Here is a 13,911-nt window from a genome sequence, read left to right as displayed (position 1 = left end):
CCATCAGTGGAAGTTCAAAGGGTCTATTGAAACACGGCCGATTGAGTGATTGTGTTCCCTGGCTCTGTGCTGGAAGACCAATATTGCTCTTACGTCCAACGCTCCGCTCAGTGGTGGGACGCGCAGCAGATCGTCCACAGCAATCGGATTGTTAGATGCGCGACTTATTCGTCGGCAATCATGCCTATGCTTCGAAGGAGCAGCCGCCCGAGAGGGCTCGTTTGGCGGTAGCTTACAGCGGGTTTTCCAGTGAACTTGTCATACTCCGGCGTTCCATCACCCTTCTTCCTGATGTGTTCGACAACGAGCCCAAGTCGAACGAGTTGATCCTTGTAGCTCTCCTGAAGCGCGTGGTCATCGAGTTCTTCTCGGCTTGAACCCATGGTCGCCACTATGTGCCTAAACACTCCAGCGTGAAGCTCGCGAAACTCCTTGTCGCCCTCGATGGTGGGTTTATGGAAGAAGCGAAGCCAGAGAACCTCAACGTCACTGAGTTCGCCGAGGATACGCATCAAGTGCTTCGATTCAGCATGTTCTACGGCGTCCGAGCTAAGACTATTTGCAACTAGGGACGCCAGATACCGACGACGCGCCTCACTGGTGGCGCGTGAAGCTTGTCGCAAAGACTCCTCAAGCAGGTCGGTGAACTCCTCGTCATCAAGCTCCGAGCGCACCTGCGCCTCTTCCAACTGCTCGATCCTTGCTTGTAGCTTGAATGCGAAGTCTGCTATGCGATCAACTCTCTGGTTCGGAATGATTGAGCCGGCGACCTCTGCCAGAAGCGAACCAGCAAAGGGTACGACGCCAAGAACCGCCTTCGCACCCGATGCGACGTAGTCGATTGCCTGTGTCTTGATCTCATTTGGCAGTTTGTCTCCTGACATCGTTACTCCTCGTGTTGCATCTATAAAGTAGGCGACACGACTGAGGTGTTGCTTTCCGCCAGTTGTGTTGCATCACGTTCCTTGTCTATGTGTAGCCCTTTGAGGTAATTGAGTCCAGTGCTGGAAGCGCGACGTGGGCAAGGAGAAAAAGCAGCATAACCGTTCAGGGGGGTACGAAGTCATTGGTAGTACGTCCATGATCGGCTTTGGATTGTTCTTTGCTCCAGCCTGTGAACATCCGCCTCTGGCCGTTTTTTGACCTTCGTTTAGCGGTTGAATTGCCAGCGTTTTCCTAAGCGATAAGTGAGTAATTGCATGGTCAGCAAATAGTAATAACGCGTCGATTCAGTGTGCTGGTTTAGGTGGTGATTCAAAAAACACGCAAGGTGTTTTCTCTGCCAAGTCCATGGATTGTCGCGTTGCCAGCGCTCAGCGATCGCTGTTTGGATAGCCTTCGCCTGACGCAGGTGGCGTTGGCGCGTGGTATGCGACCCGGTCAGGACGCCTGACAGGAACAGATCCATATCGAATGCCGTGCTCATGCTCGACCACCAATGTAAGCGGCCACCACGACGATACGGTCGTGCCCCAGCTCATAGCTGATTTGTACTCGGGCATCCAGGACCTACACAACGAATTCGAAAACAGCAAATTCTTCCACCAGTCCCGTATCGATCGGCGCGCCGCCGATGCTCTGGTCGGGCTGGCCGCTGGGATTACGGCAGACGGTATCGTGAACACCAACGAAGCGATCTTTCTAAAGCAGTGGTTGGAAAACAACCTCGCTCATCTGAATGACCCGGTGATCAATCTGCTGTATTCGCGTTTGGCGTCCATGCTCCAAGACGATGCTCTTGATCCGGATGAGTCTCTTGAGTTGCTTAACATTCTGCGCAGTTTTTCTGGCGTGGGCATTGATGGACCCCAGGTCGACGGTGCAACTGCCTTCGCTCCGACAGACCTTCCGTTCAACTCACCTGTCCCTGACTTGGTGTGGGTCGGCCGAACGTTTGTATTCACAGGCGTCATGGCCTACGGGCCGCGCAAGGATTGTCAGGCTCTGGTCGAGGAGCGTGGCGGTTTGATTGGGGGCGGGGTGAGTAAGAAGGTGCATTATCTGGTGGTCGGCAGCGTGGGTAATGAGCAGTGGCGCCACAGTACCTATGGAACGAAGATCATGAAGGCAGTGGAGCTGCGGGAAGCGGGTGCTTCGATTGCCATTGTGGGTGAGGATCACTGGCAGAGGATGTTGTTTGGTTGAGCTGATCCAAGAAAGGCTGCCCGTTGTCTTGGCTGAAAAATTGTCGGTGGGTTTGATGGCCTCATCGCGAGCAAGCTCGCTCCCACAGGTTTTTCAGGGGGAGGAGGAAAGGTGAGGACCCCAGAAACAACAAAGCCCCCGCATTTCTGCGGGGGCTTCGTTTTGTATGGTGCCGGCACCAGGAGTCGAACCCGGGACCTACTGATTACAAGTCAGTTGCTCTACCAACTGAGCTATACCGGCGTGTGGGCGACGATTATAGCGATTGGGAAGGTTCTGTAAACCCCTGAATTCTGACTATTTTTAGACAAGCAGCAGTTTCGGTGGATGAACGCCGTAGGGCGGGCCGCGCGGGGCTTGGCGGTGTGCGGTTGCGCGACTTCATGTGGGGCGAGCCAAATCGTTCGAATATCGAGGCGTAAAGACAACCAGGCCCAGGCGTTATGCCGGTTTGCTCAACCGCTTATGCACAATCGAAAGGACGTTGCGAGGGATATCTTTCGGTTTTGTGACCACTTTCCCGTTTGTTCGCAAGCTGCTGTTTTCATGGTTTTTTATCCATATGAACAAAAAATGACCAGCTAAGATTCGATCCGGAAATCGCGGTTTTCTTGGATCCAGGTTTAATTCATCAACAGAGTTATCCACAGGCTGTTTCGCCTCATTAACGTTCTGCCAGCAACAGCAGATTGCGCGGTGTCAGAGGTGTTTCGCAAAACTTGCCAAGGCGGACGTCGTAGTCGTTCTGAGTGAGGAAAAGCGCCCGGTCCAAGACCAGCCAAAGTTCAAGTGGTCGGCGGAACAGGCCTCGCACCAGTTCCAGGTTGCGCACCTCAGCCAAGCGTTGGTGGCCTGCTGCTTCCAGGGCGGCCCAATCAGGCGTGCCAACTGTGGATAAGTCTTTCAGGGCCGCCAGATCGGTGCAGTACTGTGCGAAGGATTTTTCCAGCCAGGCGCTGGGCAATGAGGGAGTGGGCAGATAGTCGTCCTGCCCTCTGATTTGCCGTTGCAGCAGGTCGAAGCCCAGCCGCCAGGCCATGGATTGGTCCCGTTGTCTTCTTACACGGGCGCCAGCGGTGACGGTCTCGGTCTGCGGCAGGCTGAGATCATCGAGCGACAGGTGTAGTACTGAACCTCTGGCGGCGTCGGACAGCGGTTGATATTTCGGGGTGTTGATGCGGTTGTAGCAGCACGGCGCGATAGCCAGTTGTGCGCAGCCCACGCGGCTAGCCAGGTGCATCAGGCGTACATGCAGGTCGCCGCAAGCATGCAGGGCGACAGGCGTGTGTTCGCAGTGGAGCGCCTGGTCTGCGTCCACTGCCAACACGTCCTGTTGCAGGTGCGTAGCGGGCAGGTGGTGGCGTTGGCTCAGCAGCTGGCCGCTGGCGACCAAGGCCGGGTCGTATTCCAGGCAGGTCAGTTGCTGCTCGCCGCGCAGCAGACGTCGACCGAGGTGGCCTTTGCCGGCGCACCAATCGAGCCAATGGGTCGGTTGGGTGGTGAAGTGCAAGCGGCTGGCGAAGGCTTCTATTTGCTGCCATTTGCGCCCGGGTACGTCGACATTGAGGCGAGGGTTTGGTGTTTCCAATACACGGGCTGGTAATTGTGCGACCGCGCTCAGTGTGCGGGAGATAGCGGCCAATTCCGGGAATGGCGCTGGCGCGCCCTCAATCAAGCCTGGCTGATAATGGTCGTTTTCCGCAGCGTCCAGCGAACGCTGGCGTAGCCATCGGGACAATTGCGGGTGGGACGTTTCCCAAGGCAATTGCAGATGGGTGAACGGACGCGGTTTCCACAATGCCTGATGAGCGGTGAGAAAAACGTCTAGCGCGGTGAAGCGGGCGAGCAATGCCTCGCCCGTCAGCACGTCGCCTTCAGCGTCCTTGGCAGGCATCGACGCGCAACCAGCGTTCCAGCTGCTTGAAGCCTTGCACCAATACGAAGGACATCAGCAGGTAGAACATGCCGGCCGCGAAGAAGATTTCCACCGGCAGGTAGGTCCGGGCAATGATGGTGCGGGCCATGCCGGTGAGCTCCAGCAAAGTCACGGTGCTTGCCAGGGCGCTGGCCTTGAGCATCAGGATCACTTCGTTGCTGTAGGCCGGCAGGCCGATGCGCGCGGCGCGGGGCAGCATGATGTAGAACAGTGCCTTGGGCCGCGACATGCCCAGGGCCCGGGCGGCTTCGATCTCGCCGCGCGGGATGGCCTGGATGGCGCCGCGCAGGATCTCGGCGATATAGGCGGCGGTGTGCAGGGTCATCGTGGCCGTGGTGCACCAGAACGGATCCCGCAGGTACGGCCACAATGCGCTGCTGCGCACGGCATCGAACTGTGCCAGCCCGTAATAGACCAGGAACAGCTGGACCAACAGCGGCGTGCCACGGAAAAAGAAGATGTAGGCGTAGGGCAATGCCCGCACGTACCACAGGCGCGATGAACGGGCGATGCCCAATGGGATCGCCAGCAGCAAGCCAGCGATCACGGCGATGGCCACCAGCTCCAGGGTCAGCGTGGCGCCCTGGGCCAATTTTGGCAGCCATTTGATGATGACTTCCCAGTTCATTGGGTGCTCCTGGCAAAGCCGCGGGCGGCGCGTTGTTCCAGCAGGTGCATGCCGATCATGGCGATCACGGTCAGGCCCAGGTACATAAGCGCGGCGACCATATAAAAGGTGAACGGTTGCTTGGAGATGGTCACGCCGATTTGCGCGTGACGCATGATTTCTTCCAGGCCGATCACCGAGACCAGCGCGGTGTCCTTCATCAGGATCATGAACAGGTTGCCCAGGCCGGGCAGGGCGATGCGCCACATTTGCGGCAGGATCAACCGGGTGAAGATCCGCCATTTCGACAGGCCCAACGCGACACCGGCTTCACGGTGCCCCTTGGGTATCGCCAGGATCGCACCGCGAAACACTTCAGTCGCGTAGGCGCCAAAGCACAGGCCGAGGGCGATGACGCCGGCGGCGAAGGCGCTGAGGGCAAGGTCGGGGTTGCCGAAATACTCACCCAGGGCACGCATCAGGTTGACGGTGCCGAAGTAGATCAACAACACCCAGAGCAATTCCGGAATGCCGCGAACCAGTGTCGAATAGGTGCCGCCAAGCCATTGCAGCGGCTTGTACGGGGAGGTCTTGGCCAGGGCGCCGAGCAGGCCGAGCACGAGCCCCAGGCAAAGGGCCGACAGGGCCAACTTGACCGTCATCAGCGCGCCGGCGGCAAGCGCCGGGCCGAATCCGTAGAGGTCGATCATCATGGGTATTTGTTCATATCGCGGCAGGCTTGGCTAAGGGCCGGCGCCGCGCAGGAGCGGGCACCGGCCAGGCACGTCAGTATCAATAGATGCTGAACGGGAAGTACTTGTCGTTGATCTTTTTATAGGTGCCGTCGGCAACGATTTCCTTGAGCGCGGCGTTCAGCTTGTTGCGCAGTTCGTTGTCACCCTTGCGCACGGCGATGGCGATCTTGTCGCCTTCCACCACTGGGTCACCCTTGAACTCGTAGGCACGACCCGCATCGGTTTTCAGCCAGTCGTAGTTCACGTATTTGTCCGCCAGGATGGCGTCGAGGCGGCCGGAGGTCAGGTCCAGGTAGGCGTTTTCCTGGGTGTCATAGAGCTTGATGGTAATATCGCTGCCCAGCTCGTCTTCCAGCCAGGTACCGGCGAGGGTAGAGCGCTGTGCCCCGATGACCTTGCCTTTGAGGGATTCTTTATCAGTCTTGAACTCGACGTTTTTCGGCGCAATGAATTGCAGTTTGTTGGAGTAGTACGGGTCGGTGAAATCCACGGCTTGCTTGCGTTCATCGTTGACCGACAGCGAAGAAATCAGGAAATCGAATTTCTTGGCCATCAAGGCCGGAATGATGCCGTCCCAGTCGGACGTGACCACTTCGCACTCGACTTTCATCTTGGCGCACAGCGCGTCACCGATGTCTTTGTCGAAGCCGACGACCTGGCCGCTGGCGTCCTTGTTGTTGAACGGCGGGTAGGCCGCTTCGATGCCCATTTTCAGTTTGTCGGCCGCCATGGCGCTGGCCGAGAAGACCAGGCTGGCGGCAGCAGCCAATAAAAATTTCCTGTAGGTCTGCATAGGTACTGCTCCGTTAGCGGTTGCTGGACATGAATTGTTTGCAGCGCGCCGAAAGCGGGTTCTCGAACACCTGCTGTGGCGATCCTTGCTCCTCGACCAGGCCCTGGTGTAGGAACACGACTTCGCTGGAAACCTGACGGGCGAAACCCATTTCGTGGGTCACCAGCAGCATCGTGCGACCCTCTTCGGCCAGGGCGCGGATCACACTAAGTACTTCCTGGACCATTTCCGGGTCAAGGGCGGAAGTGGGTTCGTCGAACAGAATCACTTTGGGCTGCATCGCCAGTGCGCGGGCGATGGCGGCGCGTTGCTGCTGGCCGCCGGACAGTTCGGCAGGGTAGGCATGGCGCTTGTCGGCGATGCCGACCTTGGCCAGCAAGGCTTCGGCGACTTCGATGGCTTCGGCCTTGCTCTGGCCAAGCACTCGGCGCGGGGCTTCGATGATGTTGTCGAGCACGCTCATGTGCGGCCAGAGATTAAAGTTCTGAAATACAAAACCAATCTCGCTGCGCATGCGATTGATCTGCTTGCCGTCGGCGGCCATCAGTTCACCGTTTTTCGCAGCCTTGAGCTTGAGCTCTTCGCCTGCCACGAGAATCTGGCCCTGGTTAGGGTTTTCCAGCAGGTTGATGCAACGCAGGAACGTGGACTTGCCGGAGCCGGAGGAACCCAGGATCGAGATCACGTCGCCGTCACGGGCGGTCAGTGAGACGCCTTTGAGCACCTCCAACTGGCCGTAGCGTTTATGCAGGTTGCGGATTTCAAGCGCGGGCGTGGCCTGGGCCATGTGCGGTCCTCATGATATGTGCTCCCTGGTTGTGGGCAGCCTTCCTGGCGAGGCGGCCAAGCTAGCATGCGTCCGAATGACAGCCAACAGCGCTTCGGACGGTAAGCCGATGATGTGTGGCAGGTTGTCGCATCGACACAGCAGTCTGTCGCGCCATCAACAACCGAACGGCTGTTTGAACCCTGCACACCGGCGAAATACCCGGGGAGTCGCGTAAAAAAAGGCGCGATGGTGCCAGCTTTGGACGGGGGTGGGAAGGGTTAACCGGATGAGCGTCGCCTGCAAGAACGCTATTAGGTTATCCAAGAGCGCATTGGAACATCCCATGATTTCCAAGAGTCTCGTTGGAGCTGGATCGTATCAAGGCTTTAAAGCCAAGGGAGTCCAATCCTCGACACGCAGTCCGGGCACTCTCTCAAACTCTTTCAGATTATTGGTGACTACGATCAGCCCGAGGGAACGGGCGTGGCCGGCAATCATTTGGTCGTAGGGGCCGATTGGTTTGCCTATTTTGGCCAATTCCGCCCGGATCATTCCGGTGTGTGCTGCGGCGTCATAACCAAAAGGTAAGACCTCAAGTCGTGCACAGAACCCTTCAATGACGCTGAGGTTTTTCTCTGGTGCGGATGATTTTTCTGCACCGTATATCAATTCCATAAGCGTGACGGCGCTGATGCAAAGCTGGCCGTGATGACGAATGAACGCTTCTCTAACGACCTGGGGCTTGTTCTTGATGGTGAAAATACAAATGTTGGTATCGAGCATGAACTTGATCATCAGAAAGACTCTCGCTCCTGATCGGCAGGCTGTTCACGCTCTGCCATAAAGTCTGCTGTCGCACTGTCGCCATCGAACCAGCTGTCCCACGCTTCGCCGGCTGGAGTGATGATCCGGGCTCTGCCTATGGCGATTACATCTACCCGTTTGACGTCGCTTGGCATCGCCACTGCCTTGGGTAGCCGGACCGCTTGGCTGCGGTTGCTCATGAAAATGGTAGTTTGTTCCATTTGAAGATCCTTCAATAAATCTATTGGAAGCATAGGTGAATCAAGGGATATGTCAACGGGATATACCTGTTGCGATCCGTCCTAATCGCTAGTCCCAATCGATCTAAACGTTAACGCCTGGCTGTGCTCCAAGAAGGACTCATGTGAGTTGTTTCCAGGACCTGGAGTTCTCGCCATGAAGCTCATTCAATATTTTGTAATACCATTCATCGCCATCAGCGTCCTGCTGTTCCCCCTCGCGCTAGACGCCACCAACCTCACGCCTATCGACAACACGGGCGTCCAGGTCCAACCCATGCAGCAGAACGGTATCACCTACCTGTCCGGCGGTATCGGCGAGGACGAAGCCCGAGCCATCGGGCAGGCCCAGGGTTACAACCTGCACATGACTTTTGCAATCGGCCCGGAGAACAAGTACGTCCCGGACGTGGACGTGACCGTGCAGAGCGCATCGGGACAGACATTGCTGACGCTCAGCGATGCAGGGCCGCTGGTGTATGTGCAACTGCCGCCGGGCAGGTACAGCGTCGTGGCGACGCGTAACGGCGAAGAGCGTCGCGACACCGCCGAGGTAGGCAGCGGGGCCGCGCGCAATCTGGTGTTCCATTGGAACAGCAGCGAATAGCAGGCCGGTTTATTCGCTGGCCGATGTTTCCATCGATTGGCGATAACGGTCCAGCGCCTCGCTGAAGTCCTTGATGAACTCCGGCGTGCTGAGCCAGCGCTGTGCTGTCTCACGGTCCATGTCGTCGGCCCACATGCGGTAGTCGACGAGCATGTCGGCGGCCAGGTTGGTGGCGGCCATGCTTTCGTTTTCGGCGTTCTTCAGGTCCAACAGGCCTGGGCGCTCGATGATCATTTCGCTGACGTTTGCCAGCAATGTGTCGAGCATTTCGCTACGGCTGACGGCCTCGGCTTCGCGTAGCTTGGCAAACAGCTCCAATACGTAGACGGGAGGCTGGGCGGTGGCGTGAGCCGGATCGCCATACATGGGGATGGATTTGCGCCCGGTCATGCGGATCTGCTTGGCTTTGTCTTTGGCACGCTTGGCGCGTTTCTGCTGTTTGTTCAGTGAGGCCATTGGGCTTCGGTTTCCAATTCGTTAAGGGACGGTGCCCGGCTCAATCGATTTTCGGCACGGTGAAGCGGAATTCGCTGCCCTTGCCTGGCTGGCTTTCGGCATGCAGTTTACCGCCATGCGCCTGGACAATCCCCTTGGAAATGTACAACCCCAGCCCGGTGCCGTTGGGGTTGCCTTCCTTGGTGGTCCAGTAGCGATCGAAAACATGAGGCAGCTGTTCTGGCGCGATGCCTTCACCGGTGTCGCGAACGCTGAACACGATTTCATTGCCCACCGACATTGCGCTGACGCCCACGCGACCTTGTTGCGGCGTGAATTTGATCGCATTGCCGATGAGATTGGACAGCACCTGGAACAGCCGCTCCGGGTCGGCGTTGATCTTCAGGTTGGGTTCGGCCTGGAAAGAGATGTCGATGGCCTTGGCGGAGGCCAGCGGCGAGAGCAATGAACACGCGTCCTCGAATATTTGGCCGACGTCCGTTGGCTTGGGACGAATGGTGTAGCGCCCGGCGTCGATGCGCGAGGTGTCGAGCAGATCCTCCAGCAACGCGTTCATGCGACTGGTGGCCTGTTGCATGGTGTCGATGGCCGAGGCAATTCGCTTTGAACTGTGGGAACCGTCGGAACTGAAGGCCTTTTGCATCATGCCGCAGAGCATGGAAATGACCGTCATCGGGCTGCGCAGGTCATGGGAGACGACGGCTACCAGGTCATCGCGCGCTTGCACCGCCTGGCGTTCCTTGCGCACTTGTCGGGCCAGGTCGTTTTCCAGGGCCGACCGACGCAGGTCGTTGGCGGCGAACAGATCCCCGTGGCTCCATTTGGCGCTGATGCCGTCCATCTCGACTTTCCATGTCTCGAATGACGTGCGCGGTCGTAGGCGCATACCGGCCTCGCTGGTTTCCAGGTCGAGGGGCTTTTGTGGGTCGCCGCTCCAATTGATGGTCTGCTTCACTTCGGGGCGGAACCAAAGCACGCCGTTTTCCACGGGCTTGGGCAAATGAATTGCCAGTACGCCGCTTGCCACATCCTGATAGGCCTTGGCCGGCGCGAAAACGCCGCCCAGGTTGTGGTTGGAGAAGGTCGGCTGGCCTGTTTCCATGATCCACTTGTGCAACTCGCGGATCTGTTCCGGTTCCGGGCATTGGCCGTGGCGATGCAGCTTGTTGTCTTCGAGAATCGCTACGCCGTGGGCGCCAGTAAGGTTCATCAGTCGTTGCGGTTCGCGGCACAAACCGTCGAAGACGTTTTCGCTGGACTCGGCCATGACGCTGGCAAGCGCCTGTAGATCTTCGAGCTTGGCGTCCCGTTGGCGCGTCAGCTCAAGGGTTTCCATGGCGCTGATCTGCAGCGACAGGATCTGGCCGATGGTCTGGCACGCCATGCGCATTTCGTGGGGCACAAGCAGCGGCTGGCGATTGCCGCAACTGATCAGCCCCCACAAACGCTCGCCTTTCATCAGCGAGATGCTCATGGATGACAGCACACCCATGTTCTTCATGTATTGACGGTGGATCGGCGAGACGCTGCGCAAGGTGGAAAAGCTCAGGTCCAGTGGCGCCTGGGTATCGGGGCGCAGCTCAGGCACCAGCGGTACCGGCGCGTAGTCGGCGTTGGGGATGATGCGCAGCCAGTTGGTCCGGTACAGCTCACGGGCCTGCTCCGGAATGTCCGACGCAGGGAAAAACAAGCCCTTGTAGAGTTCCATCGACGGCGCGCTGGCTTCGGCGATGACCTGACCATGGCCTTCTTCCTCGAAGCGATAGATCAGCACGCGGTCGTAGCCGGTCATGGCCTGGATTTCGCGCACGCTGATTTCGTAGAGGGCCGGGAGGGTTTTTGCGCTTTGCAGGCGCTGCAGCATGCGGCTCAGGTTGGCCTCGCCGTTGACTCCCTCGGGACGGTAGTCGCTCAGGTGTTGTTCCAGCTCGATGATCAGGGCGCCCTGATGGTGGTGCACCAATGCATCAAAACGCTGCTGGTTCGCGACGATGGCCACCGGCGCACTGTCGCTTTCCGGGGCGGTGCGACAGGCAGCGAGGATCGCCTCTGCCTGCTCCAGGCCCAACAACGCATCCAGCGTCTGGCCCAACAACCTGTGGGGATCGTGGCCCATCAACTGCAATACGTTGGCGCTGACCTGGCGGATCGTGAAGTCGGGCTCCGACAGCATCAACAACACGCCATGAGGCTGGATGGCCCCGGGGAAGCGGATCGGTTCGTCTGCGCAATTGGCCAGCAGTTCTTCGAAGACTTCCTTGTTTTCCGGGGTCATGACAATACCTTTTGGCTGTCCAGCCAGCGTTCGAAATAAGTAAAGGTCGCCTTGGCGGCGTGTGTGACTTCGAGCGTCTGCGCCTCGCCAAGGTTCCTGTCGTCCAGGTACTGCAGGAAATCCTTCCAGCGCCGGCCGGTGAGATCTCCATAGACGTTCAGAAAGGCCGTCCCGCTGGATGCATCAAGACCGAGCTGCTCGGCCATTCTGCGCCGCAGGATCTGCCCGCCGAGGGTCGCCCCTTCCAGCACATAGGAAACGCCAAGGGCGGCTGCCCGGGAGTCGATCTGCGGCAGCTCCCGGCAAACAGGAAGCGCCTCGATAGCGGCAGCGTCCATGCCCAACGCGATGAGGTCGGCGCGTAACACCGGGAGCTTGATGCGCTGGGCTTGATCCAGCCCGCTCGGAATCAGCGCCAACATCTGAAGCCGTAGCTCCAATGGCTGGTAAAAACCGTAATAGGCCGCCATCAGGCGTCGGTACAGATCCAGGTCCAACACCTGCGAAAAAAACGGCAGGCGTTTCTCCAGGGCGATGTGCAATTCAGCGGTTTCAGTCCGCAATGCCTGGATCAACGAAGGGTTAGGGGTGACCGGTGGCATGCAGGACGAAGCTCGTTGAATGGCGCGTTGCTGAAAAAAAACGCATCAATGTTACATGGGTTTTTCGAGTCTGCGGTCATCAGCATCGTTCTGATTTTTCAGGTCGCCGCGTCCGATGGTCCTTGCACCAATCGCACCCGTTCGCGATCCAGCGCCTGGCGTAGTTCTTCTTCGGTGGGGAACACTGTTTGGTACTGGCTGGCAAACAGTTGCTCGTTTCCCTGCAGTACGGAATAGCGCACCACCGACTCATCCTTCTGGGCGCAAAGAATGATGCCAACGGTGGGTTTGTCGTCGGGATGCGTAGAAGCGTCCGGTAATGAGTCCAGCTCAATTCGGTACGCACTGCGTTCCAAATTGGAAACTTTTGATAGAAGTCCCGCATGTGGCGCAGGTTACGTTCATCGAACCCTTTCCCAAACCGCGCCGTCAGCACCTTTGCCAAAGATGGCAGCAACTTTGCTCCGTAGACCGCTCGTTCGGCTCCTCCTTGCTCGAATTCGATGATGTGCCGGCCGATCTGCCAGCAGGTCTGGACCTGGAGGGTATCCACGGCTCGCAGGACTTTCTGGCGTGCCTGGCGAATCAGCTCGCCGAGTTCGTTGATCAAGGGGGCGAGCTGTGGGTCTTCCTGGGGCAGTGACGAGGTCATCGAAGTGTCCAGCCATTGAGAGGGGGGCGGACCAGAAGGATGCTTCGAAGCAAGTTTCGACGATGCCAGACGCGGCTGATTGCTTGGGTGGAAAAGACGCGGATTCGTGCAGGACGGTTTTGACGCGACCTGAGATCGGTTAACCCGGCGTGTGGGAAAGGATCCTTAGAGATTGTCATACACCGTCAACGCTCTCATTGCGAAAGCGCGGGCGGCGTGATGATCAGTCCTGGCCTTGGGTAAGGGCCTGGGACGCAGCCACGTAATCGGCCTGGAATGGCTTGCTTTCCACCCAGTCCAGTGCGGCCTGCTCGTCGACTCCGGTGGTCAGGCGACGGTATTCGATCAATGCGGTAATGATGAAGTCGGTCGCTTCTTCCTCACCTTCCTGTTCCAGCACGAGCGCCAGCAGTGGGTGCGCCAGGAATGCTTCGCACATGGCCTGCTGGCTGACCTTTTCGGCGGCGCTCATGATCCGGAACAAATCCGAAAGGTCCACGGTTTCCAGATCGATGCGTTCGTCGTTCGGGTCCAGGAAATCGTTCGGCGCAGCAGCTCGCTGAATGCGGTTCTTCTTGGCTTTCGCCTTGGCGCGCTGGTTGCGTTTCTGCTGCTTGTTCGCCGATGACATGGTCGGATTCCTGATGAATAAGGCCGCTTATCCTACAGCTTCAAGGCGAACGCTTCGAATCTCAATCGACTATGAAGAGCGTGGCCCCTTGTGAAGTCGACGAGCGATGGGGCTCGGCCTGGTCGGCCACTTGGTAGCTCATGCCTGGCTTGAGTAGAAATTGCCGGCCATCTTCGAGCTCAGTGTTCAACTCGCCCTTGAGGCAAAACAGGATGTGGCCCTTGGTGCACCAATGATCAGCCAGGTAACCCGCCGTGTACTCCACCATCCGCACCCGGATGTTCCCGAATTGCTGCGTGCGCCAATAGGCGGTCCCGGTGATGCCTTTATGTTCGGTGGGCTCGATCGTTGACCAATCGGTGGTGCCGAAGGGGATGCCGGTGATATCCATGGCGACTCGCTTGCGAGGAGGGGAGCGGACGAATGTAGCGGAGTCTTCCGGCCACAGGAAGAAAATCCCAGGCAATAAAAAAACCCGATCAATTGCTTGATCGGGGTTTTCGGTATTTGGTGCCCAGAGACGGAATCGAACCGCCGACACGGGGATTTTCAATCCCCTGCTCTACCGACTGAGCTATCTGGGCAACGGGGCGCATTAAACGGGTTTTTCAGGGGGGCGTCAAGCGAGTTATCAAAAAAT

16 protein-coding genes, 2 tRNA genes and 1 pseudogene are annotated in these 13,911 nt (G+C 58.1%); 2 read left to right on the top strand and 17 right to left on the bottom strand.

Annotated features, from left to right (window positions below; all coding sequences use genetic code 11):
• Nucleotides 1–164: 164 nt before the first annotated feature.
• Both M8Q45_RS23165 and M8Q45_RS23160 read right to left on the bottom strand, forming a co-directional pair.
• Nucleotides 165–884: a hypothetical protein gene (locus M8Q45_RS23165; protein ID WP_249876535.1), complete on the bottom strand. Its 720-nt coding sequence runs from the start codon at nucleotides 882–884 to the stop codon at nucleotides 165–167.
• A gap of 266 nt (nucleotides 885–1,150) precedes the next feature.
• Nucleotides 1,151–1,426 carry a hypothetical protein gene (locus M8Q45_RS23160; RefSeq protein ID WP_249876534.1) on the bottom strand — a complete coding sequence of 92 codons (276 nt, stop codon included), beginning with the start codon at nucleotides 1,424–1,426 and terminating at the stop codon, nucleotides 1,151–1,153.
• A gap of 74 nt (nucleotides 1,427–1,500) precedes the next feature.
• Between M8Q45_RS23160 and M8Q45_RS23150 the strand changes: the two genes are divergently transcribed.
• The gene (locus tag M8Q45_RS23150) at nucleotides 1,501–2,145 is read left to right on the top strand and encodes a BRCT domain-containing protein (protein WP_249877382.1); all 645 of its coding nucleotides are present in this window, start codon (nucleotides 1,501–1,503) and stop codon (nucleotides 2,143–2,145) included.
• A gap of 167 nt (nucleotides 2,146–2,312) precedes the next feature.
• Here M8Q45_RS23150 and M8Q45_RS23145 read toward each other — a convergent pair.
• The 8 genes from M8Q45_RS23145 to vapB form a co-directional block, all read right to left on the bottom strand.
• A tRNA-Thr gene (locus tag M8Q45_RS23145) sits at nucleotides 2,313–2,388 on the bottom strand.
• Between the two features lie 421 nt (nucleotides 2,389–2,809).
• Nucleotides 2,810–4,039, bottom strand: a complete 1,230-nt coding sequence (locus M8Q45_RS23140; RefSeq protein WP_249876533.1) for a methyltransferase — start codon at nucleotides 4,037–4,039, stop codon at nucleotides 2,810–2,812.
• A complete protein-coding gene (locus M8Q45_RS23135; RefSeq protein ID WP_249876532.1) occupies nucleotides 4,020–4,709 on the bottom strand; it encodes an ABC transporter permease in 690 nt (229 codons plus the stop codon). Before M8Q45_RS23135 ends, M8Q45_RS23140 begins: the two co-directional genes overlap by 20 nt.
• Complete coding sequence (locus M8Q45_RS23130; RefSeq protein WP_249876531.1) at nucleotides 4,706–5,401, bottom strand: ABC transporter permease; 696 nt, start codon at nucleotides 5,399–5,401, stop codon at nucleotides 4,706–4,708. Before M8Q45_RS23130 ends, M8Q45_RS23135 begins: the two co-directional genes overlap by 4 nt.
• Before the next feature lie 79 nt (nucleotides 5,402–5,480).
• Entirely contained in the window at nucleotides 5,481–6,236 is a 756-nt protein-coding gene (locus M8Q45_RS23125) for an ABC transporter substrate-binding protein (protein ID WP_249876530.1), read from the bottom strand.
• A gap of 13 nt (nucleotides 6,237–6,249) precedes the next feature.
• Entirely contained in the window at nucleotides 6,250–7,023 is a 774-nt protein-coding gene (locus M8Q45_RS23120) for an ABC transporter ATP-binding protein (protein ID WP_249876529.1), read from the bottom strand.
• Between the two features lie 360 nt (nucleotides 7,024–7,383).
• Nucleotides 7,384–7,800, bottom strand: a complete 417-nt coding sequence (gene vapC, locus M8Q45_RS23115; protein WP_249876528.1) for a type II toxin-antitoxin system tRNA(fMet)-specific endonuclease VapC — start codon at nucleotides 7,798–7,800, stop codon at nucleotides 7,384–7,386.
• Nucleotides 7,800–8,030, bottom strand: a complete 231-nt coding sequence (gene vapB, locus M8Q45_RS23110) for a type II toxin-antitoxin system VapB family antitoxin (RefSeq protein WP_217861042.1) — start codon at nucleotides 8,028–8,030, stop codon at nucleotides 7,800–7,802. The genes vapC and vapB overlap by 1 nt, the downstream gene beginning before the upstream one ends.
• A 175-nt stretch (nucleotides 8,031–8,205) precedes the next feature.
• On the opposite strand from vapB, the gene M8Q45_RS23105 reads away from it, so the two are divergent.
• Nucleotides 8,206–8,655: a carboxypeptidase regulatory-like domain-containing protein gene (locus M8Q45_RS23105; RefSeq protein ID WP_249876527.1), complete on the top strand. Its 450-nt coding sequence runs from the start codon at nucleotides 8,206–8,208 to the stop codon at nucleotides 8,653–8,655.
• A 9-nt stretch (nucleotides 8,656–8,664) separates the two neighbouring features.
• On the opposite strand, the gene M8Q45_RS23100 is transcribed toward M8Q45_RS23105, so the two are convergent.
• The 7 genes and pseudogenes from M8Q45_RS23100 to M8Q45_RS23070 form a co-directional block, all read right to left on the bottom strand.
• Nucleotides 8,665–9,111: a hypothetical protein gene (locus M8Q45_RS23100; protein WP_249876526.1), complete on the bottom strand. Its 447-nt coding sequence runs from the start codon at nucleotides 9,109–9,111 to the stop codon at nucleotides 8,665–8,667.
• A 40-nt stretch (nucleotides 9,112–9,151) separates the two neighbouring features.
• A complete protein-coding gene (locus tag M8Q45_RS23095; RefSeq protein WP_249876525.1) occupies nucleotides 9,152–11,386 on the bottom strand; it encodes an ATP-binding protein in 2,235 nt (744 codons plus the stop codon).
• Nucleotides 11,383–11,988, bottom strand: a complete 606-nt coding sequence (locus tag M8Q45_RS23090) for a biliverdin-producing heme oxygenase (protein WP_249876524.1) — start codon at nucleotides 11,986–11,988, stop codon at nucleotides 11,383–11,385. The genes M8Q45_RS23095 and M8Q45_RS23090 overlap by 4 nt, the downstream gene beginning before the upstream one ends.
• A gap of 98 nt (nucleotides 11,989–12,086) precedes the next feature.
• Nucleotides 12,087–12,640: pseudogene (locus tag M8Q45_RS23085) on the bottom strand (PDDEXK nuclease domain-containing protein).
• Between the two features lie 223 nt (nucleotides 12,641–12,863).
• On the bottom strand, nucleotides 12,864–13,271 hold the full coding sequence (locus tag M8Q45_RS23080) for a hypothetical protein (RefSeq protein WP_249876523.1): 408 nt from the start codon (nucleotides 13,269–13,271) through the stop codon (nucleotides 12,864–12,866).
• 61 nt (nucleotides 13,272–13,332) lie between these two features.
• Nucleotides 13,333–13,662, bottom strand: a complete 330-nt coding sequence (locus tag M8Q45_RS23075) for a DHCW motif cupin fold protein (RefSeq protein ID WP_249876522.1) — start codon at nucleotides 13,660–13,662, stop codon at nucleotides 13,333–13,335.
• Nucleotides 13,663–13,779: 117 nt separating this feature from the next.
• Nucleotides 13,780–13,855 (bottom strand) — tRNA-Phe (locus M8Q45_RS23070).
• Nucleotides 13,856–13,911 lie beyond the last annotated feature (56 nt).

The organism is Pseudomonas sp. T1.Ur (assembly GCF_023516725.1).
GTDB classification, from domain to species: domain Bacteria; phylum Pseudomonadota; class Gammaproteobacteria; order Pseudomonadales; family Pseudomonadaceae; genus Aquipseudomonas; species Aquipseudomonas alvandae.
Note: the sequence above shows the minus strand (reverse complement) of the source record. Positions and strands in the feature narration are given on the sequence as shown.

Coding starts and splice junctions, on each gene's coding strand:
- M8Q45_RS23080 (WP_249876523.1), bottom strand. CDS start 13,271: ATGTCATCGGCGAACAAGCAGCAGAAACGCAACCAGCGCGCCAAGGCG.
- M8Q45_RS23165 (WP_249876535.1), bottom strand. CDS start 884: ATGTCAGGAGACAAACTGCCAAATGAGATCAAGACACAGGCAATCGAC.
- M8Q45_RS23130 (WP_249876531.1), bottom strand. CDS start 5,401: ATGATGATCGACCTCTACGGATTCGGCCCGGCGCTTGCCGCCGGCGCG.
- M8Q45_RS23095 (WP_249876525.1), bottom strand. CDS start 11,386: ATGACCCCGGAAAACAAGGAAGTCTTCGAAGAACTGCTGGCCAATTGC.
- M8Q45_RS23140 (WP_249876533.1), bottom strand. CDS start 4,039: ATGCCTGCCAAGGACGCTGAAGGCGACGTGCTGACGGGCGAGGCATTG.
- vapC (WP_249876528.1), bottom strand. CDS start 7,800: ATGATCAAGTTCATGCTCGATACCAACATTTGTATTTTCACCATCAAG.
- M8Q45_RS23105 (WP_249876527.1), top strand. CDS start 8,206: ATGAAGCTCATTCAATATTTTGTAATACCATTCATCGCCATCAGCGTC.
- M8Q45_RS23090 (WP_249876524.1), bottom strand. CDS start 11,988: ATGCCACCGGTCACCCCTAACCCTTCGTTGATCCAGGCATTGCGGACT.
- vapB (WP_217861042.1), bottom strand. CDS start 8,030: ATGGAACAAACTACCATTTTCATGAGCAACCGCAGCCAAGCGGTCCGG.
- M8Q45_RS23160 (WP_249876534.1), bottom strand. CDS start 1,426: ATGAGCACGGCATTCGATATGGATCTGTTCCTGTCAGGCGTCCTGACC.
- M8Q45_RS23100 (WP_249876526.1), bottom strand. CDS start 9,111: ATGGCCTCACTGAACAAACAGCAGAAACGCGCCAAGCGTGCCAAAGAC.
- M8Q45_RS23135 (WP_249876532.1), bottom strand. CDS start 4,709: ATGAACTGGGAAGTCATCATCAAATGGCTGCCAAAATTGGCCCAGGGC.
- M8Q45_RS23125 (WP_249876530.1), bottom strand. CDS start 6,236: ATGCAGACCTACAGGAAATTTTTATTGGCTGCTGCCGCCAGCCTGGTC.
- M8Q45_RS23120 (WP_249876529.1), bottom strand. CDS start 7,023: ATGGCCCAGGCCACGCCCGCGCTTGAAATCCGCAACCTGCATAAACGC.
- M8Q45_RS23075 (WP_249876522.1), bottom strand. CDS start 13,662: ATGGATATCACCGGCATCCCCTTCGGCACCACCGATTGGTCAACGATC.